Genomic DNA, 22,396 nt, shown 5'->3' with positions numbered 1-22,396 from the left:
AACCACATGACCGACAGCCGGCCCATCGCCACCGGCCCGGCCGGCCCCGGGTGCGCCAAGCGCGACCCCATCCTGGTCGCCCGAAACGTCACGCGCTCGTTCGGGGCGCTCAAGGCCGTCGACGTCGACTATCTGGAGATCCCCCGGCACAAGATCACCGCACTGATCGGCCCCAACGGCGCGGGCAAGACGACGCTCTTCAACCTGTTGACCGGCTTCGACGTCCCGAACAGCGGCGACTGGGAGTTCGACGGCCGCAAGCTCGCCGGCGTCGCCCCGCACAAGGTGGCGCGCATGGGCATGGTCCGCACGTTCCAGCTGACCAAGGTCATGGGCAAGCTCACCGTCATCGAGAACATGCGCCTCGGCGCGGACCGGCAACCGGGCGAGAGCCTTGCCAAGGCCCTGTTCGCCGGCCTGTGGCGGAACCGCGAAAAGGAGATCACGACGACGGCCGACGGGCTGCTGGCGAAGTTCAAGCTGGACACGAAGCGCACCGACTACGCGGCCTCCCTCTCGGGCGGACAGCGCAAACTCCTGGAGATGGCCCGTTCCCTGATGACCAACCCACGGCTGGTCATGTTGGACGAGCCCATGGCCGGCGTCAACCCGGCTCTGACCCAGTCCCTGCTGGACCACATCAAGAACCTCAAGGGCGAAGGAATGACCGTGCTGTTCGTGGAACACGACATGCACGTGGTCCGCCACATCGCGGACTGGGTCGTCGTCATGGCGGAGGGACGCGTCGTCGCGGAGGGTCCGCCCGCCGAAGTCATGCAGGACAAGGCCGTCATCGACGCCTATCTCGGCGCCCACCACGACGTCGATCTGGGTTCGGAGCACGGCGCCGAGGTGCTGGAGGAACAGCTCGCGGCCGACGAGGAGTCGGTGATCGGAACCCAGGATGCCCGAATCCTCCCCGGACCCTCCGGCTCGGACGCCTCCCCCGGCGGGCGATCCGCCACCCCCGAGGGACGAACAGACGACACGCAGGACGATTCCACGGAGGGCAAGCGATGACCAGGCACCAGGGCAACTCGGAGGCCGCGCGCGCCCAGGACTCCGACGCGGTCGTGACCGTGACGGACCTGGTCGCCGGGTACCTGCCGGGGGTGAACATCCTCAACGGGTGCAGCATCGAGGCCCGCCAGGGCGAGTTGATCGGCATCATCGGACCCAACGGGGCCGGGAAGTCGACGCTCCTGAAGGCCATGTTCGGACTCGTCAAGGTCCATTCCGGATCCGTCGTGGTCCGGGGGCAGGATCTGACGGGACTCAAGGCCAACCGGCTCGTGGCCCGCGGCATCGGATTCGTCCCGCAGACCAACAACGTGTTTCAGACGCTGACCATCGAGGAGAACCTCCAAATGGGCATGTACCAGCGCCCGAAGGACTTCTCCGAGCGATTCGACTTTGTCGCGTCGCTCTTCCCCGAACTGGGCAAACGCCGCGCCCAGCGCGCCGGATCGCTTTCCGGTGGAGAGCGTCAGATGGTGGCAATGGGTCGCGCGCTGATGATGGATCCGGCGGTGTTGTTGCTCGACGAGCCGTCGGCGGGGCTCTCCCCCGTCAAGCAGGACGAGACGTTCCTGAGGGTCCACGAGATCAACCGCGCCGGGGTCAGCGTCATCATGGTCGAGCAGAACGCGCGTCGCTGCCTGCAGATCTGCGATCGCGCCTACGTCCTGGACCAGGGCAAGGATGCCTACACGGGCACCGGGCGGGACCTCATGAAGGATCCGAAGGTCATCGAACTCTATCTGGGCGACCTCGCGGACAAGGTGGCGAACGGCGACAAGTAGCCGTCCGAAGCCCTCCGCAACGAACGCGGCCGCCGCACTCCCTTGGGGTGCGGCGGCCGTTCCCGTGGGGGCACCAGAGCGGTTTGCGCGTCAGCCGCCAACGCGGAGGGCCCGCCGCTTTCCCCCTGCGGCGGGCCCTCCGGATGGTGCGGGTGTTCGTGCGTTAGACCGCCCCTGCCTCTTCCTTCGACGGCTGCGGAACGTTGTTCTCGTCGTACTGGTAGATGCCCATGATGCCCTCCGAGACGTCACCCTTTTCGGAGAAGCTGATCGGACCGGAGATGCCGTCGTAGTCGATGTCGGTTCCGGCGTCGAGCAGCGTCTTGCAGGACGCGAAGTCGTTGCACTTTTCGCCTTCGACCGAGACTTCCTGCAGCTTCTCCGCGACGGCCTTGCCGTCGGTGGATCCGGCGGCCACGGCGGCAAGGGCCACCAGGTTCGTCGCGTCGTAGGACTCGCCCGCGTAGTTCCAGACCTCGAGCGAGTCGTCGATCTCGGCCAGGCGCTCCTTGAAGTCGTCCTTGGCGAAGGAACCGGGCTGGGTGCCGTAGGCGCCCTCCAGCGTTCCCTTGTCGAAGTCCTTCGAGTAGTCGGACAGGTTTCCGTCGACGAAGTACATCTGGTCCGGCGTGACGCCCTTCTGGACGAGCAGCGGGACGATCGACTTCGACTGGTCGAAGGAGATGATCGCAATCGCGTCGGGGTTTGCCGCGACGACGTCGTCCACCTGCGAGGAGAACTGCGAGTCGCCCTCGTTGAACATCGACTCGGCGACGATGGTGCCGCCCGCGCCCTCCACCGATTCCTTGATGTTGGTCGCCAGGCCGGTGCCGTACGCGTCGTTGAGCACGATCATGCCGACGTTGGCCGCGCCCTGGCTCACCATGAAGTTGCCGAGGATCTTGCCCTGCATGACATCCGACGGGGCGGTGCGCCAATACAGGTTGTCGTCGTCCCAGTCCGTGAAGTCCGGCGAAGTGTTGGCGGGCGAGAAGTGGATGACGCCTGCGCCGGTGATCTGGTTGATGACCGTCTTGGAGACACCGGAGGATGCGGCCCCGATAATGGCGGACACGCCCTGGCCCAGCATGTCGGTGGTGGACTGCGTCGCGATGTTGGTCGTGGTGTCTCCCGAGTCGCGGTGGATCACCTCGACGTCCTTGTCGTTGACCCCGCCCGCCTCGTTGATTTCCTTGATGGCCAGGTTCACGCCGGCGATTTCCGGGGGGCCGAGGAAGGCCAGAGCGCCCGTGGTGGGCAACAGGGAACCTATCTTGAGCGCAGCGTCCGACTCCTCGGACGTGTCGCTGGTGGATGCGCCGCCACCACAGGCGGTGGCCATCAACGCGATCGCCGCGCCGGCAGCCAGGAACTTGGCACCGCGGGCAAAGCGGGCATCGTTGGATGCAGTCATATGGGTCTTCTCCTCGGCAAAGAGCGTGATGGGCTCTGTGATGCATGTCTCAGGGTTTCCTGATTACTAGAAAGTAGTCCAGAAAGCAGGCCGCCGTAAGGGTTTTTTGTTACATCCTTGTAACGTCACTCACATTCGCTTCAGAAGTCACCTGTTTTCTGCCTGCGAGGGAACATCCGGTCCGGAAACCGGTCCAGATACGACAACGGGCGCGGCCGGCGAGAGAGCCGGTCACGCCCATGGTTTTGCACTCGTCTAGCTGTCGCAGTCCCTGCAGATGCTCATGCCGCCGGACTCGCCGACGATCTGGGAACGGTGGCGCACCAGGAAGCAGCTACCGCAGGTGAACTCGTCGTCACCCTGGGGAACCACGGCGATCACCAGTTCCTCGTCGGACGGTTCCCCTCCCGGCAGTGTCACGCCGTCGAGGTTCTCCGATTCGTCCAAATCGGCCGAAATGCTTCGCGCGTCGGGGGCGTTCATCGTCTGGACGGTCTTCAGTGTCGCGTTGCTCGCTTCGGCAACGTCCGGACGCATCTCGTCGTAGTCCTGGGCCATGTACAGCTCCTCATTGGGGTGGTGGTTCGTGGGCGGGCCGACCGGTTGGACTCCGGACATGCCGGGGCGCGGGTCGATAAACCTGTACCCCCAGTCGGACTCGAACCGACAACACAGGGATTTTAAGTCCCCTGCCTCTGCCAATTGGGCTATGGGGGCGTGCGGATAGATCCTACCGTGGTCCGCAAGCATGGCGGGGACGGAACGGCGCCTGCCGTTCCGCCCCCGCCGGGAGTGATCTTTCGGCTATTTTGCCGTCGTCGGCTCCGAGATCCTATCAGCGTTCTCCGGCTTGGGCTTCTCGGCCTGCTTGGGCTTCGGCGTCGCGGCCTCCACGAACTGGCGGCGCGGCGTCTGCAGGTCGAAGATCTGCGTCGTATCGCGGTTGAAGAACAGGCTGAGGAACCATCCGCTCACCACGCGGAACTTGCGCTCGAACGTCGGCATCGCCATGCCGTGGTACCCGCGGTGCGCCACCCAGGCCGGCGCACCCTTGAGGTGGACGCCCATGATCTTGGCCACGCCCTTCCAGGCGCCGAATCCGGCGACCGCGCCGAGGTTCTGGTGCTTGTAGTCCTTGATCCGCCCCACGCCGTAGCGAACGGCGTAGATGTTCTTCGCCAGGAGCTTCGCCTGGCGCACGGCGTGCTGTGCGTTCGGCACGCATGTCCCGTCCGGAAGCCCGCCGGTCGTATCCGGCACCGCAGCCACGTCGCCCGCGGCCCAGGCTCCCTCGACGGGGTTGCCCTCGGCGTCGACGATTCGCAGATCCACCCCGGCGGTCACACGGCCGCGGGGCTCGATGTTGAAGTCGGTGGAGCGGACCATGGGGTTGGCCTGGACTCCGGCGGTCCAGATGAGCGTGTCCGCGCCGAAGACGCCTCCGGGGCTCTTGTCCGCCATGTTCATCAGTTCAAGGATCCCGCCCTCGGCCTTGGCGAGCGAGGTGTTGAGGAGGACCTCGATGCCACGCGACCGCATGTGCTCGACGACCCATTCGGCCTGTGCCTCGGTGACCTCGGGCATGATGCGGCCCATGGCCTCGATCATCACGAAGCGAAGCTCCGTGTTTTCGATCCTGTCGTTCTGCGCGACGGCGGCGCGCGCCATGTCCTCGATCTCCGTAATCGCCTCGATGCCGGCGAACCCGCCACCGACGACGGCGAACGTCAGCGCGCGCTCGCGGGCGACGGCGTCGGTCATCGTCGAGGCCGACTCGATGCGCTCCAGGATCTGGTTGCGCAGTGCCACGGCCTCTTCGATGGTCTTCAGTCCGATCCCCGTCTCCGCGAGTCCCGGGATCGGGAACGTGCGGGTGATCGCGCCGGCGGCCACGACGACGTCGCGGTACTCGAACTCGATCGGCTCGCCCTCGGTCGGCACGACGACGGCCTTCCGGTTTGCGTGGTCGATCGCGGTGACTCGTCCAGTGACGAGCTCGGTGTGCTTGAGGTGCATGCGGTGGGAAACGATGGCGTGGCGCGCCTCGATCTGGCCCGCGGCCACCTCGGGCAGGAACGGCTGGTACGTCATGTAGGGAAGGGGATCGACGAGGGTCACGATGCCACCGTGGGCGCGGACCTTCTTCTGCAGTTTCATGGCCACATAGAGGCCGACGTAGCCGCCGCCAACGACGAGAACGCGCGGACGGTCAGAAAGCTGGAGGGTGTTTGGCATACCACCCATGGTACGCGAAATCAGGATATTGTGAAAGTCTTCACTAGCGACTTTCGGGAAGATAGTCGAACGGATCGCGGCGCTTGTCCGCCTCGCTCCATTCGTGCGTGGCGATCGCGCCGTCGTCGACGTTTCCCCTGATCCGGGCCCGGCGCACACGCAGGACGTGAATGGCGCCGGCGCCGGCGACAACGGCCAGCAATCCGCCGAACCCGAGGACCAGAACAGCCGGAAGCGCGCCGCCGGGAACCTCGGGAACCACCGGCGTCGGCGCCGCCACGGGCGGAACCGTTGATTCGGACTCCGGGCTGGCGGTCGGCGCCTGCGCCGGGGCCTCGGCCGGGCCCCGTCGGTGGATCCGAATCCATTCCGCAATGGTGCCCAGCGGATTGGCCCCCACCGGCGCGACGTCCGCGGAAACGGCGGCGGCGGCGTCCAGCAGCCCGTGGCCGTAGAGGCTGTCCGCGCCGGGCTCCCCCGCGTCCCGCGCCGTCGCCAGGATGCGGTTGATGACCTCGGGGGCGCTCAGCTCCGGGTACTTGGACCGGATCAACGCCGCGACCCCGGCGACCAAGGGAGCCGCCCCGGACGTCCCCGACCAGTCGGCGTACCCGCCCCCCGGAAGACCGCCGATGAGCGGATCCGCCGGCGCCGCGACACCGATGCTGATGCCCTGGGTGGACGAATCGAAACTGGCTTCGCCCTGTTTGTCCACACCTGCGACCGTCAGCACACCCGGTATGGTGGCGGGCGCGCCCACCTGTTCCATCCCTCCGGCGCGGTTGCCGGCCGCGGCGACCACAACGACGTCGTTCTGCTCGGCGTAGAGGAATGCCTCGTCCCAGCTCGACGGCCAGTCGGGTGTCGTCGAGCCCAACGACATGTTGATCACCTGGGCACCCTGGTCGACGGCCCACTTCACGGCACGCGGAACCTGCTCGTCGACCTCGATGCCACTCGGATTCTCCGAACCCAGCCACAGCGAGACGGCCAACAGCTTGGCCTCCGGGGCCACGCCGATCATGCCGTCGGGGCCGGGACCGGGGGCGGGGACCTCAAGGGGTTCCGGCTTTTCCGGCGGCTCCTCGTCGTTCTCCTTCGCGTCGGCGACGGCTCGCCTCCAGGCGATGTCCTGCTGCTGCGACTCCGCCTTGGCGCGCGCAACGGCTTCCTTGTTGTTGCCGTGGCCGGCGAGCATGGTGGACACGAGGGTCCCGTGTTCGGGCAGGGCGCCGATCGGCTCGGTTCCGTCCGGGGCGCCGCTGCCGGAGACGTCGACGCCGCCGACAACCGCCCCGGTGATGTCCGGGTGCGTCGCGTCCACGCCGGTGTCGATCACCGCCACCGTCACGCCTTCGCCCTTCGTCTCCTTCCACGCGTCCCTGACCCCGTAGTCGGATAGCCAATACTGGCTGTCCCGGACGTGGTCGACGGTGGCGTACGCGGGGGCGGCCAGCAGTGCGCCGGAGGCGAGAACGGCCGCCAGCGCCATGGCGGCAGAGCGGCGAATGCGGTGCCTCACGTGGCCAAGCCGAGGGCGATACCGTCGAGGATGTCGTGCTCGCTGGCCACGGCGGTCCGGATCCGACCGTCCGTCTCCGATTCCAGCCGGCGCAGGATCGCGCGCCAGATCAGGGCGCCTGCCCCGATGACGTCCACGCGTCCGGGGTGCATGAAGGGCAGGGCGCCGCGCCGGTCGCGGGTGAACGCGAGAAGTTCGGCCGCGGCGGCCTCGACGACGCGGACCGGCAGGCCGGTTCCGTCGATCTGGTCCGGCTGGTAGCTGTCCAGGTCCAGGGCGTGCGCCGTGATGGTGGTGATGGTTCCGGCGACGCCGATGACCCGGTCCGCGTCTCGCAGGGGCACCACCCGGGCGACCGCGTCGAGCGTGCGTTCCACTTCGGCTTCTGCCGCGGCCACCTCCGCCTCCGACGGCGGGTCTCCGTGCAGGAAGCGCTCCGTGAAGCGGACACAGCCCATGTCCACGCTGAGCGCCGCCTCGACTCCCGTCCCCGAACCGAGCACGAACTCGGTGGAACCGCCGCCGAGGTCCACCACCAGCACGCGCTCACCGTCCGCGGGCGGCAGCACGGAGACCGCGCCCGCGAAACTGAGGGCCGCCTCCTCCTCGCCGGTGGCGACTTCCGGGTCGATGCCGAGCCGCGCGCGCACCCCGTCGACGAAGTCCTGCCGGTTCGACGCGTCGCGGGTGGCGGACGTCGCGACGAACCGCACCGCCTCGGCGTCGGCCGCGCGGATCATGCCCGCGTACTCGTCGATGGCCGCGAAGGTGCGTTCGAGCGCCTTGGGCGCGAGCCTGCCGGTGGCGTCGACTCCCTGCCCCAGCCGCACCACGCGCATTTCGCGCACGACGTCGGAAAGCCGGGTGACGCCGTCGTCGTCGGCGATGTCGGCGATCAGCAGGCGGATGGAATTCGTTCCGCAGTCGATGGCGGCAACGCGCATCAGGGCGCACCCCCGTCCGGTGCGATCGCTTCCGGCGCGGCACGCCGCGCGCGGGCCTCGGCCCGTTCGACTTTCTTCGCCTCGGGGTCGCCGGCCTGTGTCTTCACATGGCGGCTGCGGTCCCGCGCCGGCGTCTCCCCGGCGGTGTCCCAAGCCCCGGCGCAGTGGCAGCGCCCGGCCGTCCACCACTCGGAGATGTTGGCCAGCGCCTCGTCGCCGAGCGGATTCACGCCCGGTCCGGCGGCGAGCGAGTGGCCCACCAATACGTGCAGGCACTTCACCCGGGTGGGCATGCCCCCGGCGGACACCCCGGCGATCTCGGGAACGGCGCCCGTCCCCGTCCTGGCGCCGATCGCGTCCCGCGCGGCCAGATAGTCCTCGTGCGCCGCCCGGTGCGCGGCGGCCAGTTCCGCATCGGATTCGATCCGCGCGGTCATCCTGGCCATGTCGCCGGCCGCCTCGAGGCGGGAGACGGCGGCGGTGATCACGGGGTGCGTCAGGTAGAAGGTCGTCGGGAACGGTATTCCGGACGCCAACCGCGGCGCCGTCGTGGCGACCAGCGGGTTGCCGCAGACGCAGCGTGCGCCGATTTCGACGACGTCGCGCACCGGCCGGCCCAATTGCCGGCTCAGCGTGTCGAGGTCCCGCTCGGTCGGAACGCGCTGGCTGGCGTCAAGGCTTTCGTGGCGCGGGGCGCTGGCGTTGCTGTCCACCGGCGGGACCTCCTCGGGTCGTTGGTCAGTCGGTGGCGGAGCGCTTGACGGTGTCCCACAGCGCGTCAACCCACGGCAGGTCCGTGCGGACCTCGCCCGGGCTCTGGCTTTCGACGACGGGGTCCTCCCCCGCCGACCCGATCACCATGTACTTCCGCTCACCGGGCATCACCAAGTTTATGCGATCCCTGGCCTGCTGCTTGATGTAGACCGGATCGTCCCACCGCGCGATCTGTTCGTTGAGTTCCGCCTGCTCCGCCTGCTTGGCCGCGATCGACTCCCGCAGCTCGCCCATTTCGGCGCGCTGGGTCATGTACGTGCCGACGCTGGGCAGCAGCAGGATCGTGATGGCGACCAGGACCACGGCCAGGGCCAGCATGCGGCCGGAGAAGCTCCGCGCGGGTACCGGCGCGGCGGCCTCCGGCTGGGCTCCGCCGACGCCGCCGGCGCCCGGTGGCCGGGACGGCGCCTCCGGCCGCGTGGCACCTGCGGCCATGTTCTTGGGCGCACGGATGGAACCGGACAACTCGACCCGCTCGCGCAGGCGGCGTTCGGAGGCGGGGCGCCGGGGGCGCGCCGCGGGCGCCGCGCCCAGAGGGATGACCTTGGCGGGCGGCTCCGGCGCTCCCGAACGCTCCTGGGCTCCCGCGCGTTCGGGCACGCCGGCATGCGGCGCACCGGCACCCCGCTGGGCACCGGCGTCGCGGTTGGCACGCGGCATGTTCGGACGTCGGGTGGCCATCTTCGCTCCTGCCGGTCGCTCGTGGTGTGTGTGCACTCGGTGTGGTGAATGCCTTGAGGGAACCACCCGTCGGGCGGTTCCCTCAAGACCTTACGCGTTGCCGGTACCGGCTAGGCGGTGAAACGCGGGAAGGCGCCCCGACCCGCATAGACTGCCGCGTCGCCGAGTTCCTCCTCGATGCGGAGCAGCTGGTTGTACTTCGCCACGCGCTCGGAGCGCGCGGGCGCGCCCGTCTTGATCTGGCCGGCGTTCGTGGCCACCGCGATGTCGGCGATCGTGGTGTCCTCCGTCTCGCCGGAGCGGTGCGAGGTGATGGTGCTGTAGCCGTTGCGCTGGGCCAGGGACACGGCGTCGAGCGTCTCCGTCAGGGAGCCGATCTGGTTCACCTTGACCAGCAGCGAGTTGGCCGTCTTGCGGTCGATTCCGTCCTGCAGGCGCACCGGGTTGGTGACGAACAGGTCGTCGCCGACCAGCTGGACCTTGTCGCCGATGGCGTCGGTGAGGGTCTTCCAGCCGTCCCAGTCGTCCTCGTCCAGCGGATCCTCGATGGACACCAGCGGGAAATCGGCGACGAGCTGCGCGTAGTAGTCGCTCATTTCCTGCGCGCTGAGGGACTTGCCCTCGAACTGGTAGGCCCCGTTCTCGAAGAACTCGGAGGACGCGACGTCCAGGGCGAGCGCGATGTCGGAACCCGGCGTGTAGCCGGCCTTCTTGATCGCCTCGGTGATCAGCTCCAGCGCGGCGCGGTTGCTCGGCAGGTTCGGCGCGAAGCCGCCCTCGTCTCCGAGACCGGTGGACAGCCCCTGCTCCTTCAGCACGGACTTCAACGAGTGGTAGACCTCGACGCCCCAGCGCAGGCCCTCCGAGAAGGTGGAGGCGCCGACGGGCACGACCATGAACTCCTGGATGTCGACGTCGGAGTCGGCGTGCGATCCGCCGTTGAGGATGTTCATCAGCGGCACGGGCAGGACGTGCGCGTTCGGTCCGCCCAGGTACTTGTACAGCGGCAGGTTGGAGGACTCGGCCGCGGCGCTGGCGACGGCCAGCGAGACACCGAGGATGGCGTTGGCGCCCAGGTTGGACTTGTTCTCGGTGCCGTCCAGGTCGATCATGACCTGGTCGATCGCGCGCTGGTCCGTGGCATCCAGGCCCGAAAGCGCCGGCTGGATGGTTTCCAGCACGGCGTCGATGGCCTTGCGGACACCCTTGCCCAGGTAGCGACCCTTGTCGCCGTCGCGCAGCTCGACGGCTTCGAATGCGCCGGTGGAGGCGCCGGAGGGGACGGCTGCGCGGCCCAGGGAGCCGTCGGACAGCAGAACCTCGACCTCGACGGTCGGGTTGCCTCGGGAGTCGAGGATCTCGCGGGCGTGGATGGCGTCAATCAGTGCCATGGAAGGTGCTCCTTCGTGGTGGGGTGGTGGGCTGTGTCAGCCTTCTGGGGCGGGGCGACGTTGCCTCGGCACTAGCCTAGCGCGGGCGGGCATCGAGTGTGACCTACGTTGCGTCGGGTGGGCGCCAGTCCCCATCGGTGTAGCGTCCGACGGCGGTGCGCAGCGCGCGCTCCGCGTCCAGCCCGCGGGATCTGGCGTCGCGGACGACGCCGAGGAGCAGCTCGCCCAGCTCCTCCTCCGTCGCGGGTCCCGCGCCTTCCGACGCCGCGGTGACGCCCGCGTCCGGTTCCCACCGGGTGGCACGGCCCAGCGTCTTGTCCGCCAGGGCGAGCGCCGGAAGGGCTCTGGGCAGCCCCTCGAACGGCGAGGTCCGCTCCGGGCGTTCGGCCCGTTTCGCCGCGTCCCACGACCGGATGATTTCGTCAAGGCTGTCCGGAAAAACACTCCGCAGGGACCCGTCGGGTTCGAAGACGTGCCGGTTGCGGCGCACCATCTTGTCCGCGAGCGCTCCGGCGACGTCGTCCAAGGCGAACGCGCCGCGCTCCTCGGCAATGGCCGCGTGCAGCACCACCTGAAACAGCACGTCGGCGAGTTCGCCCTTCAGCTCCGCGTCCGGGTGTCCCTCCTCGATCGCCTCGACCAGCTCGTAGGCCTCCTCGACGAGGTACTCCACCAACGACTCGTGCGTCAGAGCCGCCGTCCACAGGCAATGCCTGCGCAACGCGGACACCACCCGGACAAGGCGGTCCATCTGGCCGGACATGCTTGTCCTCCCCGACTCCGGTCGGCGCCTATAACTCTTCGTCGTCCGCGGGGAATTCGTCATCGTCCTCGTCGTCGGAGAGCTCGTCGTACGCGTTGTTGATGTACTCGACCAGCGCCTCGCGCTCCTCGAGCGGGAGGAAGGCCGCCTCTGCCGCGTTGAGCGTCAGCTCCAGGAGGTCGTCGAGGTCGTAGTCGAAGGCCTCGACCAGGAGTTCGAGCTCGTCGGAGAGCGTGGTTCCGCTCATCAGCCGATTGTCGGGGCTGACCGTGACCTTGAAGCCCGTCTGGTACAGCAGGTCGATCGGGTGCGACTCGATGCCCTCGCCGAATCCGGCGGTGGCACCCGTCTGCAGGTTCGACGACGGGCAGATCTCCAGGGCGATCCCGCGGTCGCGGACCCAGTTGGCCAGCGGGCCGAGGGTCACCAGCCCGGTGTCCTCGCCCACATCCTCGCCGTCGTCGTCCGTCCCGCCGAACTCCACCTCGATGTCCTCGGCCACGCGGACGCCGTGGCCCAGGCGCTGCGCGCGGCCGACGATCAGCGCGTCGGCGATGCTGTCGAGCCCCGCGGCCTCGCCGGCGTGGACCGTGGCCGGGAAGAAGTTGTCGGCGAGCAGCGAGAACGCGTCGGCGAACCGCGACGGCGGGAAGCCGTCCTCGGCCCCGGCGATGTCGAAGCCGACGGCTCCGGCGTCGCGGTGGCGCAGAGCGAGTTCGGCGATCTCCAGGCCGCGGTCGGCGTGGCGCATGGCGGTGATCAGCTGGCCCACCTGAATCGGACGCCCGGAGGCGGCGACCCGCTCCACGCCTGCGGCGAGTCCCGCCTGAACGGCCTCCACGGCGTCGTCGAGGCTGAGGCCCTGCGTGAGGTGCTGCTCCGGTGCCCAGCGGACCTCGCCGTACACGACGCCGTCGTCCGCGAGGTCCTCGACGAACTCGCGGGCGACGCGGAAGAGGCCTTCCTTGGTCTGCATGACCGCGATGGTGTGGTCGAAGGTCTCGAGGTACCGCTCCAGCGAACCGGAGTCCGCGGACTCGCGGAACCACTCGCCGAGCGCGCCGGCGTCGGTGGCGGGAAGCTCGTGGCCGATTTCGGCCGCGAGTTCGATGATGGTGGCGGGCCGGAGGCCGCCGTCGAGGTGGTCGTGCAGCGACACCTTGGGGAGGCTGCGGAAGTCGAAGTCGGGATCGTATGCGGTGTGGATCAGCTCGTCAGTCACGCTCCCAGCCTACTGATCCGCGCACACCGCGGCTAGCGGGCGTCCGGGACGTCGGCGTCGGCGTCGTGTGGCGCGTGCAGAAGTTCGTACTCCGGGGCTTCGATGGGCTTGCCCAACCGCTTGAGCACCGCGTAGATGACCCGGTCGAGCACGTAGCCAAGGACCACCGCGATGACGATCGAAATCCCGATGCCGAGGAGCTTGTTGTGCTCCATCCAGTTCCCCGCCACCGCCCCGATCGTCGCCGAATAGGCCCCCCAAGTCAGGCATCCGAGGACGTCCAGCACGGTGAACCGCGTGATCGAGAACCGCGTGGCGCCTGCGGTGAAGTTCACGGCCACCCGCCCGATCGGGATGTAGCGCGCAGTGAAGATCAGCAGCGCACCGCGCTTCATCAGCTCGTGTTGCGCGAAGGCGAAGACCTTCCGCGCGCGACGGGTGCGCATCCACCGGAACCGGGTGGTGCCCATCCGACGGCCCATCCGGTAGGCGATCTGGTCGCCGGTGATGGCGCCCGCGGCCCCGACCAGGGCCAACAGCGCGATGTTCGGCGTTCCCGAGCCAACGGCCACGCTGGCCAGGCCCACGATCAGGGTCTCGCTGGGGAGGATGGGCAGGAAGCCGTCGATGAGGCAGAAGACGTAGACGATCGGCAGGATCCACCACGCACCGGATGCGTGGACGATCGCCTCGTTGATGACATCCACTGCGTAGGTCCCCCTGAGTCGCCGGTGCCCCGCCCCGTCCGCCCCGTCGGCCGGGGGCACGATCCCCCGTCGGAACCGTTCATCCATTGTGACGCATGCGGCCGCCCCGCGTGACCCGCCCGCGGACAACCCGGGGCGAATGGGTGTGTTCCCCTAGGGGGCGATCCGGTCGATGACGAGGCGCTGGTCCGGCCGGTCCCCGTCGGGCGCGATCACGACGGCGCCGTCGAGCGCCTCGTGCGCGCGGGCGAACTTGTCCGGGGTGTCGGTCAGCAGTGTCAGCAGCGGTTGGCCGCGGCGCACCGTGTCCCCCGGTTTTGCGTGCAGGCGCACTCCGGCTCCGGCCTGGACGGCGTCTTCCTTGCGCGCCCGGCCGGCGCCGAGGCGCCAGGCGGCGACGCCCACGCCCAGGGCGTCGAGCTCCGTCAGCACGCCGTCGGCCTGGGCGTACACCGTCTCGGACTCCCGCGCCACGGGCAGCGCCGCCCGCGGGTCCCCGCCCTGCGCCTCGATCATGCGGTTCCAAGCGTCCATGGCGCGGCCGTCCCGAAGCGCGGCGGCAGGATCCGCGCCGCTGACCCCGGCGGCCTCGAGCATCTCGGAGGCCAGCCGCACGGTGAGTTCGACGACGTCGGCCGGACCGCCGCCCGCCAGGACCTCGACGGATTCCCCGACCTCGATGGCGTTTCCGGCGGTGAGCCCCAGGGGCGTGCGCATGTTGGTCAGCAGGGCAACCGTCCGCACGCCGGCGTCCGTGCCGAGGGCGACCATGGTCTCGGCCAACTCGCGTGCCGAGGCCTCGTCCTTCATGAACGCCCCGGAACCGACCTTGACGTCCAGGACCAGCGCGCCGGTGCCCTCGGCGATCTTCTTGCTCATGATCGAGCTGGCGATCAGCGGGATCGCCTCGACCGTGCCCGTGACGTCGCGCAGCGCGTACAGCTTCTTGTCCGCCGGCGCCAGCCCGGCTCCGGCCGCGCAGATCACGGCGCCGACGTCGCGCAGCTGCGCCATCATGTCCTCGTTGGACAGCGTGGCCCGCCACCCCGGTATGGACTCGAGCTTGTCCAGCGTCCCTCCCGTGTGCCCCAATCCGCGGCCGCTCAGCTGGGGGACCGCGACGCCGAACACGGCGACCAGCGGCGCCAGCGGCAGGGTGATCTTGTCCCCCACGCCGCCGGTGGAGTGCTTGTCCGCCGTCGGTTTGGCCGCGCCGTCCGGGCCGCGCAGGCCGGAGAAGTCCATGCGTTCGCCGGAGTCGATCATCGCCGTGGTCCAGCGGGCGATCTCCGGCCGGCCCATGCCGTTGAGCAGGATGGCCATGTTCAGCGCCGCCATCTGCTCGTCGGCGATGGCACCGCGCGTGTAGGCGTCGATGGTCCAGTCGATCTGTTCCGGCGACAGCGTGCCGCCGTCGCGCTTGGTGCGGATGATGTCGACGGCGTCGAAGGCTTCTGCGCCCATGGCGGCCTCTCTTGGAGCGGTTGGCCGGAGTCCTCCGGCGGATGGGTGGGTTCAGGCGAGGTTCTGCGGCCCGAAGGCGTCGGGCAGGACCTCGTCCATGGTCTTGACGCCGCTGACGGTCATCAGCCGCATGCCCGGCGCGCGGTGTTCGTAGAGCAGCTGCCGGCAGCGCCCGCACGGCATCAGCACGCTGCCGTGGCCGTCGACGCAGTAGAACGCGCGGATCCTCCCGCCGCCGGTGAGCTGGAGCTGCCCCACCAGGATGCATTCGGCGCACAGGCCGACGCCGTAGGCGGCGTTCTCCACGTTGCACCCGCTCAGCAGCCTCCCGTCCTCGGTCAGGGCCGCGGCGCCGACGGGGTACTTGGAGTAGGGCGCGTAGGCGTGCGCCATGGCCTCCCTCGCCGCCGCGGCGAGGCGTTCCCAGTCGGCGTCGGTGGGTTCTCCCGCGACGCGGGACGGGGCACTCGCTTCGTTGTCGGTCACGGCCCTATTCCTTCACGTACGGAATGCCGTTCGACGCCGGCGGCCTGCTCTTGCCGGCCAGGCCGGCGACCGCGAAAATCGTCACGGCGTACGGCAACATCTGCATGAACTGGCTCGGGACCGGCGTTCCCAGGATCGTGAGCACGAACGAGAGGTTGAGCGAGAACCCGAACAGCAGGGCCGCGAAGAAGGCTCCGATCGGATTCCAGCGGCCGAAGATCAGCGCCGCGAGGGCGATGAATCCCTGGCCGGCCGTCATTTCCTTGTTGAAGCTCGAGGACGTGACCAGCGTGAAGAAGGCACCGCCGATTCCGGCGACGACGCCGGCGAGCACCACGTTCCAGAAGCGCATCGCGTTGACCTTGATGCCCACGGTGTCCGCGGCCTTCGGGTGCTCGCCCACCGCGCGGACGCGCAGTCCCCAGCGGGTCTTGAACAGGCCGAACCAGACCAGGAAAACGGCCACGTACATGCCGTAGCCCAGGATCGTCTGGTTGAAGAAGATCGGACCGAAGACCGGGATGTCCGCGAGGCCCGGGATGCGGAGGGAACCGAAGCTCGGCGGGCTGTTGAACCGCGCCGCGTCCGAGCTCATGACCGTGGAGAACAGGAAGCTGGTCAGTCCCGCGACGAGCACGTTGAGCACCACGCCGACGATGACCTGGTTGACCAGGTACTTGATGCTGAAGACGGCCAACACCGCGGACACCAGCACGCTGCCGAACACCGCGGCCATCAGGCCCGCGGCGAGGCTCTGCGTCATGGAGCCGACGATCGCCGCGCAGAAGGCGCCGGCCAGCAGCTGTCCCTCGATCGCGATGTTGATGACGCCCGCCCGCTCGCAAAGCACTCCGGAGAGGGAACCGAAGATCAGCGGAATCGCCAGCGTGAAGGAACCGGCGATCAGGCCGGAGAGGTAGACGTTCGGGTTGTTCGCGCTGCCGATGACCCAGACCAGGAAAGCGATGACGAACACCGCCGCGAACACCGGCGTGGCCCATGCCGGGACGCGCCGGTGCGCCGTCGTGAGATACACGGCGTAGCCCGCGATCGCAAGCAGGACCGCGGCGCCGAGCCAGCCGACCAGCGTGGTCCCCAGGACGACGTCCGGGACGCGCAGCGCGTCGCCTTCGTTCGAGATCCTGAAGCGGGCCGAGCTGTCCGGGCTGCCCAGCGCGAATCCGGCCAGCGCCACGAGAGCAAGGACGGCGAATGTCACCGGCGCCCCCCAGCTGCGAATCGCGGCGCCGTTTCCAGCCGCCCCGGGGGCGGAGGTGGCGGCGGTGGCGGTTGCGGCGGTCACGAGACACCTCCGGCCTGGGCGGCCTTCGCGGCCGGCTGGGTGGACTTCGTCGGGCGGTTCTTCACGCCGATGCGGAAAATGGAGCGCACCAGCGGCGGCGCGGCGATGAACAGCACGATGAACGACTGGACCACCAGGACGATGTCGATGGGGATGCCGGTCTCCGACTGCATGCCCACACCCCCGGCCCGCAGCGCCCCGAACAGGATGCCGGCGAACAGGGTTCCGATAGGACTCGAGCGGCCCAGCAACGCCACCGTGATCGCGTCGAACCCGAAGCTTGCCGCGATGTCGCCGCTCAGCGAGCGCTCCGTACCGGAGATCTGCGCGGTGCCGGCCAGGCCCGCAAGCCCACCGGCGACCAGCATGGCCGTGAGGTACGCGCGGCTGACGTTGATGCCCGCGGTCTTCGCGGCCAGCGGGTTGGCGCCGACGGCACGCAGCTCGAAGCCGGTGGTGGACCGGTTGAGCAGCCACCAGACGAACGCGACCGCGGCCAAGGCCACGAGGAACCCGTAGTGCAGGCGGAATCCGGCGCCGAAGATCAACGGATAGGCCGCCGATTCCGCGATCGGGGGGCTGACCGGGTTGTTGGAGCCCGGCCGCTGGAAGGCGGGCGTGCTCAGGAGATACAGCAGCAGGTAAAGACCGATGTAGTTGAGCATGATCGTCACGATCACCTCGTGGGCTCCGCGTTTGGCCTTGAGCAGGCCGGCGATGCCGCCCCACAGGGCGCCTCCCGCGAATCCCGCCGCGATGGCCACCAGCAGGTGGATGCCCAGCGGCAGGTCCAGCGTGAAGCCGATCCAGCCCGCGAGGGTGGCGCCGAGGATGATCTGTCCCTGGGCGCCGATGTTGAACAGTCCCACCCGGAACGCCAGCGCGACGCCGAGGCCGGCCAGGATCAGCGGGGTCGCCACCGTCAGCGTTTCCGTCAGGGGGTAGATGGCGTTGGCGAAGCCGTCCGCCTCCGTGTTGAGGATGGAACTGCGGAACAGCGCGCCGTAGGCATCGGCCACCGCGTCCCAGACCGCGAGGACCATGTCCGCGGGGCGGGCGAAGAAATAGCCGGCGGTTTCGTTGACGCGGTCGTTGACGACCGCGATCAGGACCGCGCCCACCAACAGCGACAGCGCGATGGCCAGGAGGGACACCAGGCCGTTGCCCGTGACGATCCGCTTCAGGACACCGACGTGTTCGCCCGGACGGTGGCTGGCCTCGGCCAGCTGCGCCGGGGTGTTTCCCTCGGCGGGGCCGCCGGGAACCGACTCCGTCGCCATGGGCTGGTGCGGCGTGCCGTCCGCCTCCGGTTTCGCGCCCGGCAGGTTGGCGTCACTCATTCTCTGCCCCTGTCTGGTGTGGGTTGTGTTGCCGCGCCTCGTCGATTCCGGCCCCGGCCATCATCAGGCCAAGCGTCTCGCGCGGGGTGTCGCCGGGAACGATGCCCACCAGCCGTCCCTTGTAGAGGACGGCGATGCGGTCCGCGAGTTCCACGACCTCGTCGAGCTCGGTGGAGACGATCATGACGGGGGTGCCGACGTCGCGCTCGGCGATAATGCGGCGGTGCAGGAATTCAATGGAACCCACGTCGACGCCGCGCGTGGGCTGCGAGGCGATGAAGAGCTTCAGCGGCCGCGACAGCTCGCGGGCCATGACGACCTTCTGCTGGTTCCCGCCGGACAGCGTGCCGACGTTGACCTGGCCGCCCTGGGTTCTGATATCGAATTCCGCGATCTTGGCGTCCGCGTTCCGGGCAATCACGGACGGCTTCATGCCCAGGCCACGGGCGTACGGCGCGCGGTCGTACTGGTTCAGCACCAGGTTCTCCGCGACCGTGAACGTGCCCACGAGTCCGTCCGTGCTGCGGTCTTCGGGAACGAATCCGACGCCGGAGTTCACGATCTGCTTGACGGTCCGGCCCAGCAGGTTCTCCCCGTCCAACATGACGGCTCCGGTCACGTGTGGCAGCAGGCCCATCACCGCCTCGGTCAACTCCGTTTGGCCGTTGCCCTGGACACCGGCGACCGCAAGGATCTCGCCCTGGGCGATCCCGAACGAGACGTGGTCCAGCGCGACGTGGCCCGTGGCCGTCCGGACCGTGAGGTTCTCGACACGGAAAGTCTCCCGGCCCGGCTGCCCGGACTCCTTGTCCAGGCTCAGGCTCACGGAGCGCCCGACCATCAGGGAGGCCAGTTCGGCGGGGGACGCGGTCGGCTCGGCGGTGCCGACGACCTTGCCCCGGCGGATCACCGTGATGGTGTCGGAGATGGCCTTGACCTCCCGCAGCTTGTGCGAGATGAAGACGATCGCCGTCCCCGATGCGCGCAGCTGGCCGATGATGGACAGCAGTTCATCGGTCTCCTGCGGCGTCAACACGGCCGTGGGCTCGTCGAGGATAAGCACCTTGGCCTCGCGGACGAGGGCCTTGATGATCTCCACGCGCTGTTGCACCCCGACCGGCAGGTCCTCCACGTGGGCGTCCGGGTCCACATGGAAGCCGTAGCGGTCGGAGATCTCGCGGATCCGCCGCCGGGTCCGCTCGAGGTCCAGGATCCCGCCGGCCCGCGTGAACTCGTCGCCGAGGGCGACGTTCTCTGCGACCGTGAACACGGGGACCAGCATGAAGTGCTGGTGGACCATGCCGATGCCCGCGGCCATGGCGTCGCCGGGGCCGTTGAAGCGCACGGGCTTGTCGTCGATGAGGATCTCGCCCTCGGTGGCCTCGTACAGGCCGAAGAGGACGTTCATCAGCGTGGATTTTCCGGCGCCGTTCTCGCCCAGGAGCGAATGCACCTGACCGGATTCGACGACGACGTCGATGTGGTCGTTGGCCACGAACGAGCCGAATTTTTTCGTGATGCCCCGAAGCTCGAGTTTCACTTGCCGTACCTGTTCCCTTCTGTGCGGCCCCTGTGACGGCGGGGCCGCGATTCATCCGGAGCGGTCTGTGCCCAGCGTAACCGCGCGTCCGGCGGGCATGGCCGTAAACGCGCCGCCCGCCCGCGCAGGGGTTCCTGCGGGGACGGACGGCGCGTCGGCGTATGCCCGCCGGTGCGTGGCGGCCGGTGCGCGGAAACCCACCGGCCGCGGCTGCTACTTGGGGCTGGAGGGGGACTCCGCCTTGACGTCGCCGGAGATGATGTCCGCCTTGAGCTGCTCGAGTTCAGACTTCAACTCGTCGGAGACCTCGGAGTCGAGATCGTGGAACGGGGCCAGCGCGACGCCGTCGTTCTCCAGGGTTCCCACGTACGGGGTGTTGTCCCAGTTGCCGTTGACGTCCTCGGTGATGACCTGCTGCACGGCCTCGCCCATCAGCTTCATGACCGAGGTCAGGATGAACTCCTTGCCGTTCGGGACCGTGAGGAAGCCGTCGGAGTCGACCCAGATGACCTTGACGTCCTTGCCGCCGGCGTTGAGTTCCTTCACGGCGTCGAGCGTTCCCAACCCCACCGGGCCGGCGACGGGCAGGACGATGTCCGCGCCCTCGTTGACGAAGTTGGTGGTGTTCGTCTTGCCCTTGCCCTGGTTCTCGAAGTCGCCGGTGAAGGTGCCGTTCTGGGTTTCGGAGTTCCAGCCGAGGACCTCGACGTCGGTGCCCTTCTCCGCGTTGTGGTGCGCGACGCCCTCGGCGAAGCCGTCCATGAAGATGGTGACGGTCGGGATGTTCATGCCGCCGTAGGTGGCGACCTTGCCGGTCTCGGTGGTTCCCGCGGCCAGGTAGCCGGCCAGGAACGCGGCCTGCGCCGTGTCGTAGACGATCGGCTTGACGTTGTCGGCCTCGATCGAGCCGTCGTCGACAATGGCGAAGTGCGCATCCGTATTGGCCGCGGCGATCTTCTTGGTAGCGTCGGCGAGCAGGAAGCCGACCGTGACGGTCAGATCGCATCCGCCCCGCACCATGGAGTTCAGATTCGGCTCGAAGTCCGTCGCCGCCTGGGACTCGGCCTGCTTCGTGGAAATGCCGAGCTCCTCCTTCGCCAGCGTCAGCCCCTCGTAGGAGGACTGGTTGAACGAGCGGTCCTCGAATCCGCCCGAATCGGACACGATGCAACCGGTGTAGTCGGCGGCGCCGGCCGGCGCGGATCCGGCGGCGCTGGACGGTGCGGCTTCGGGTGCGGCGCCGCAGCCGGTGAGCGCGAGTGCGGACGCGCCGAGGACGGCGGCCGCAACACCGGTGGAGCGCTTGAGCTTGCGCAGTGAATTCTTCAAGATTCCTCCAGTAACGAGTAAGCCCAGCACCGATCCACGGCGAGTGTCCGCACGAGTGTTCTGTTTTCGACGGGCGTGCTGAAACACGGGCGCGACCGCGCCCGGAATTAACGAACCAAGACTAGCCGTGGCCCGTCGATGCCCACCACCCCAGGGAGCGCCGGATATCTACATCGTTGACGTTTTGTTACCAAGCCGTAGGGCTATTGGCCGGAACGTCTTTCGAGTTCCGCGGCGGCGCGCAGTGCCGCGGACGCCATCACCCGCACGCCGGTCACGATCGCGCGCTCGTCCGGCGCGTAGTCGCCCCGGTGCAGGTCGTATGTCTCGCCGCCGGGCGTCCGCGTACCCAGGCGCATCATCGAACCGGGGATCCGGTTGGTCATCCAGGCGAAATCCTCGCCACCCATGGACTGCGGCGTCAGCACAATGGCCCCCGAACCGAACTCCGCGCGGGCGGCATTCTCGATGAGGTCCGTCTCCGCCTCCGTGTTAACCACCGGCGGCACCCCCCGAGTGTGCTCCAACTTGACCTCGACGCCGTAGGGAACGGCGACCTGCCGCACCACCTCGTCCAGGAGGTCGCCGGCACCCTGCCAGGCCTCGCCGTCGAGGCAACGCATGGTGCCGGCCATGTAGCCGGTCGCGGGGATGGCGTTCGGGGCCGAGCCCGCGTGGATCTGGCCCCAGACAACGGACACCGCGCTGCGCACGTCGATGCGCCGGTTCAGCACCGCCGGGACGTTGACAGCGATCTCCGCCAACGCGAACACCAGGTCCTCCGTGAGGTGGGGCCTGGACGTGTGCCCGCCGCGTCCCGTGAGCTCGATCTTGATCGTGTCGCTGGCGCTCGTGATGGCACCGATGCGCGTGCCGATGGTGCCGGCGTCGATCCGGGGTTCGCAGTGCAGCGCAAGGATGCGCGGGACGTCGTCGAGCACGCCCTCCTCGATGACGGACAGCGCGCCGCCGGGCATTGTTTCCTCGGCGGGTTGGAAGATGATCCTGATCCGGGCCGCGAGCCGCCCCGCGTCCAAGAGCCTCTTGAGCGTCAGCGCGACGCCGAGCATCACCGTGGTGTGGACGTCGTGGCCACACGCGTGGCACACGCCCGTCCGGGTCGAGGCGTACTCGAGCTCCGTTTCCTCCAGAATGGGAAGCGCGTCGATGTCAGCGCGCAGGCCCAGCGCGATCGGACCCGCGCCCACGTCGACGAACAGGCCGGTGCTTTCCAGCCGCTGGGGCTCCAGGCCGGCGTCGGACAGCGCCTCGACGAGCTTTTCGGTGGTGCGGAACTCCTTGAAGGACAGCTCCGGGTGCGCGTGCACGTCGCGCCGGAACGCGACAAGCTGGCCCACCAGCGGTTCCACCCACTCCCCCAGTGGCGGAATGTGCGGCTCGGCGTCGGTTACGGATCTCACAGGGAAACCCTACGTCCAAGCGCCCGGAAACCCACGATGGGCGCCCGACGCGTCATGA

At 68.8% G+C, this 22,396-nt stretch carries 20 protein-coding genes and 1 tRNA gene; 2 read left to right on the top strand and 19 right to left on the bottom strand.

Features of this window, described 5'->3' with window-relative positions:
• Positions 1 to 6: 6 nt before the first annotated feature.
• Both ACHAAJ_RS08010 and ACHAAJ_RS08005 read left to right on the top strand, forming a co-directional pair.
• Positions 7 to 1,020 carry an ABC transporter ATP-binding protein gene (locus ACHAAJ_RS08010; RefSeq protein WP_435727611.1) on the top strand — a complete coding sequence of 338 codons (1,014 nt, stop codon included), beginning with the start codon at positions 7 to 9 and terminating at the stop codon, positions 1,018 to 1,020.
• Entirely contained in the window at positions 1,017 to 1,802 is a 786-nt protein-coding gene (locus ACHAAJ_RS08005; protein ID WP_435727553.1) for an ABC transporter ATP-binding protein, read from the top strand. The genes ACHAAJ_RS08010 and ACHAAJ_RS08005 overlap by 4 nt, the downstream gene beginning before the upstream one ends.
• Before the next feature lie 163 nt (positions 1,803 to 1,965).
• Here ACHAAJ_RS08005 and ACHAAJ_RS08000 read toward each other — a convergent pair whose 3' ends face one another.
• The 19 genes from ACHAAJ_RS08000 to ACHAAJ_RS07910 form a co-directional block, all read right to left on the bottom strand.
• On the bottom strand, positions 1,966 to 3,216 hold the full coding sequence (locus tag ACHAAJ_RS08000) for an ABC transporter substrate-binding protein (RefSeq protein ID WP_435727552.1): 1,251 nt from the start codon (positions 3,214 to 3,216) through the stop codon (positions 1,966 to 1,968).
• 255 nt (positions 3,217 to 3,471) lie between these two features.
• On the bottom strand, positions 3,472 to 3,774 hold the full coding sequence (locus ACHAAJ_RS07995) for a DUF4193 family protein (RefSeq protein WP_435727551.1): 303 nt from the start codon (positions 3,772 to 3,774) through the stop codon (positions 3,472 to 3,474).
• A gap of 85 nt (positions 3,775 to 3,859) precedes the next feature.
• A tRNA-Leu gene (locus tag ACHAAJ_RS07990) sits at positions 3,860 to 3,933 on the bottom strand.
• Positions 3,934 to 4,020: 87 nt separating this feature from the next.
• Positions 4,021 to 5,451 carry an NAD(P)/FAD-dependent oxidoreductase gene (locus ACHAAJ_RS07985; protein ID WP_435727550.1) on the bottom strand — a complete coding sequence of 477 codons (1,431 nt, stop codon included), beginning with the start codon at positions 5,449 to 5,451 and terminating at the stop codon, positions 4,021 to 4,023.
• A 43-nt stretch (positions 5,452 to 5,494) separates the two neighbouring features.
• Positions 5,495 to 6,943 carry a S8 family serine peptidase gene (locus ACHAAJ_RS07980; RefSeq protein WP_435727610.1) on the bottom strand — a complete coding sequence of 483 codons (1,449 nt, stop codon included), beginning with the start codon at positions 6,941 to 6,943 and terminating at the stop codon, positions 5,495 to 5,497.
• A 26-nt stretch (positions 6,944 to 6,969) separates the two neighbouring features.
• The gene (locus tag ACHAAJ_RS07975; protein ID WP_435727609.1) at positions 6,970 to 7,920 is read right to left on the bottom strand and encodes a Ppx/GppA phosphatase family protein; all 951 of its coding nucleotides are present in this window, start codon (positions 7,918 to 7,920) and stop codon (positions 6,970 to 6,972) included.
• Positions 7,917 to 8,630 (bottom strand): DUF501 domain-containing protein, encoded by a 714-nt coding sequence (locus ACHAAJ_RS07970; protein ID WP_435727549.1) that lies wholly within the window; start codon positions 8,628 to 8,630, stop codon positions 7,917 to 7,919. The genes ACHAAJ_RS07975 and ACHAAJ_RS07970 overlap by 4 nt, the downstream gene beginning before the upstream one ends.
• Positions 8,631 to 8,655: 25 nt before the next feature.
• Positions 8,656 to 9,372: an FtsB family cell division protein gene (locus ACHAAJ_RS07965; RefSeq protein WP_435727548.1), complete on the bottom strand. Its 717-nt coding sequence runs from the start codon at positions 9,370 to 9,372 to the stop codon at positions 8,656 to 8,658.
• Positions 9,373 to 9,482: 110 nt separating this feature from the next.
• Positions 9,483 to 10,763 (bottom strand): phosphopyruvate hydratase, encoded by a 1,281-nt coding sequence (gene eno / locus ACHAAJ_RS07960; protein WP_435727547.1) that lies wholly within the window; start codon positions 10,761 to 10,763, stop codon positions 9,483 to 9,485.
• 103 nt (positions 10,764 to 10,866) lie between these two features.
• The gene (locus ACHAAJ_RS07955) at positions 10,867 to 11,526 is read right to left on the bottom strand and encodes a MazG nucleotide pyrophosphohydrolase domain-containing protein (RefSeq protein WP_435727546.1); all 660 of its coding nucleotides are present in this window, start codon (positions 11,524 to 11,526) and stop codon (positions 10,867 to 10,869) included.
• A gap of 28 nt (positions 11,527 to 11,554) precedes the next feature.
• A complete protein-coding gene (locus tag ACHAAJ_RS07950; protein WP_435727544.1) occupies positions 11,555 to 12,748 on the bottom strand; it encodes an adenosine deaminase in 1,194 nt (397 codons plus the stop codon).
• 32 nt (positions 12,749 to 12,780) lie between these two features.
• Positions 12,781 to 13,542, bottom strand: a complete 762-nt coding sequence (locus ACHAAJ_RS07945; RefSeq protein ID WP_435727542.1) for a DedA family protein — start codon at positions 13,540 to 13,542, stop codon at positions 12,781 to 12,783.
• A 66-nt stretch (positions 13,543 to 13,608) separates the two neighbouring features.
• On the bottom strand, positions 13,609 to 14,919 hold the full coding sequence (locus ACHAAJ_RS07940) for a thymidine phosphorylase (protein WP_435727540.1): 1,311 nt from the start codon (positions 14,917 to 14,919) through the stop codon (positions 13,609 to 13,611).
• Positions 14,920 to 14,970: 51 nt separating this feature from the next.
• Positions 14,971 to 15,405, bottom strand: coding sequence for a cytidine deaminase (locus tag ACHAAJ_RS07935; RefSeq protein ID WP_435727538.1), 435 nt, complete (start codon positions 15,403 to 15,405; stop codon positions 14,971 to 14,973).
• A gap of 4 nt (positions 15,406 to 15,409) precedes the next feature.
• On the bottom strand, positions 15,410 to 16,708 hold the full coding sequence (locus ACHAAJ_RS07930; RefSeq protein ID WP_435727536.1) for an ABC transporter permease: 1,299 nt from the start codon (positions 16,706 to 16,708) through the stop codon (positions 15,410 to 15,412).
• Complete coding sequence (locus ACHAAJ_RS07925; protein ID WP_435727534.1) at positions 16,705 to 18,048, bottom strand: ABC transporter permease; 1,344 nt, start codon at positions 18,046 to 18,048, stop codon at positions 16,705 to 16,707. Before ACHAAJ_RS07925 ends, ACHAAJ_RS07930 begins: the two co-directional genes overlap by 4 nt.
• Complete coding sequence (locus ACHAAJ_RS07920) at positions 18,041 to 19,588, bottom strand: ABC transporter ATP-binding protein (protein WP_435727532.1); 1,548 nt, start codon at positions 19,586 to 19,588, stop codon at positions 18,041 to 18,043. Before ACHAAJ_RS07920 ends, ACHAAJ_RS07925 begins: the two co-directional genes overlap by 8 nt.
• A gap of 213 nt (positions 19,589 to 19,801) precedes the next feature.
• Entirely contained in the window at positions 19,802 to 20,917 is a 1,116-nt protein-coding gene (locus ACHAAJ_RS07915; protein WP_435727530.1) for a BMP family lipoprotein, read from the bottom strand.
• Between the two features lie 203 nt (positions 20,918 to 21,120).
• The gene (locus tag ACHAAJ_RS07910; protein WP_435727528.1) at positions 21,121 to 22,338 is read right to left on the bottom strand and encodes an amidohydrolase; all 1,218 of its coding nucleotides are present in this window, start codon (positions 22,336 to 22,338) and stop codon (positions 21,121 to 21,123) included.
• Between the last annotated feature and the right edge of the window lie 58 nt (positions 22,339 to 22,396).

The sequence above is a fragment of the Arthrobacter arnarulunnguaqae genome (genome assembly GCF_051262515.1).
Taxonomy (GTDB): Bacteria; Actinomycetota; Actinomycetes; order Actinomycetales; family Micrococcaceae; genus Arthrobacter_N.
This window is presented reverse-complemented; position numbering and strand designations above follow the sequence as displayed.

Excerpts from the sequence above, each read along its gene's own strand:
- ACHAAJ_RS07985 (WP_435727550.1), bottom strand. The coding sequence starts at position 5,451 with ATGCCAAACACCCTCCAGCTTTCTGACCGTCCGCGCGTTCTCGTCGTT.
- ACHAAJ_RS08005 (WP_435727553.1), top strand. The coding sequence starts at position 1,017 with ATGACCAGGCACCAGGGCAACTCGGAGGCCGCGCGCGCCCAGGACTCC.
- ACHAAJ_RS07945 (WP_435727542.1), bottom strand. The coding sequence starts at position 13,542 with ATGGATGAACGGTTCCGACGGGGGATCGTGCCCCCGGCCGACGGGGCG.
- ACHAAJ_RS07955 (WP_435727546.1), bottom strand. The coding sequence starts at position 11,526 with ATGTCCGGCCAGATGGACCGCCTTGTCCGGGTGGTGTCCGCGTTGCGC.
- ACHAAJ_RS07940 (WP_435727540.1), bottom strand. The coding sequence starts at position 14,919 with ATGGGCGCAGAAGCCTTCGACGCCGTCGACATCATCCGCACCAAGCGC.
- ACHAAJ_RS08010 (WP_435727611.1), top strand. The coding sequence starts at position 7 with ATGACCGACAGCCGGCCCATCGCCACCGGCCCGGCCGGCCCCGGGTGC.
- ACHAAJ_RS07965 (WP_435727548.1), bottom strand. The coding sequence starts at position 9,372 with ATGGCCACCCGACGTCCGAACATGCCGCGTGCCAACCGCGACGCCGGT.
- ACHAAJ_RS07925 (WP_435727534.1), bottom strand. The coding sequence starts at position 18,048 with ATGAGTGACGCCAACCTGCCGGGCGCGAAACCGGAGGCGGACGGCACG.
- ACHAAJ_RS08000 (WP_435727552.1), bottom strand. The coding sequence starts at position 3,216 with ATGACTGCATCCAACGATGCCCGCTTTGCCCGCGGTGCCAAGTTCCTG.
- eno (WP_435727547.1), bottom strand. The coding sequence starts at position 10,763 with ATGGCACTGATTGACGCCATCCACGCCCGCGAGATCCTCGACTCCCGA.
- ACHAAJ_RS07980 (WP_435727610.1), bottom strand. The coding sequence starts at position 6,943 with ATGGCGCTGGCGGCCGTTCTCGCCTCCGGCGCACTGCTGGCCGCCCCC.
- ACHAAJ_RS07995 (WP_435727551.1), bottom strand. The coding sequence starts at position 3,774 with ATGGCCCAGGACTACGACGAGATGCGTCCGGACGTTGCCGAAGCGAGC.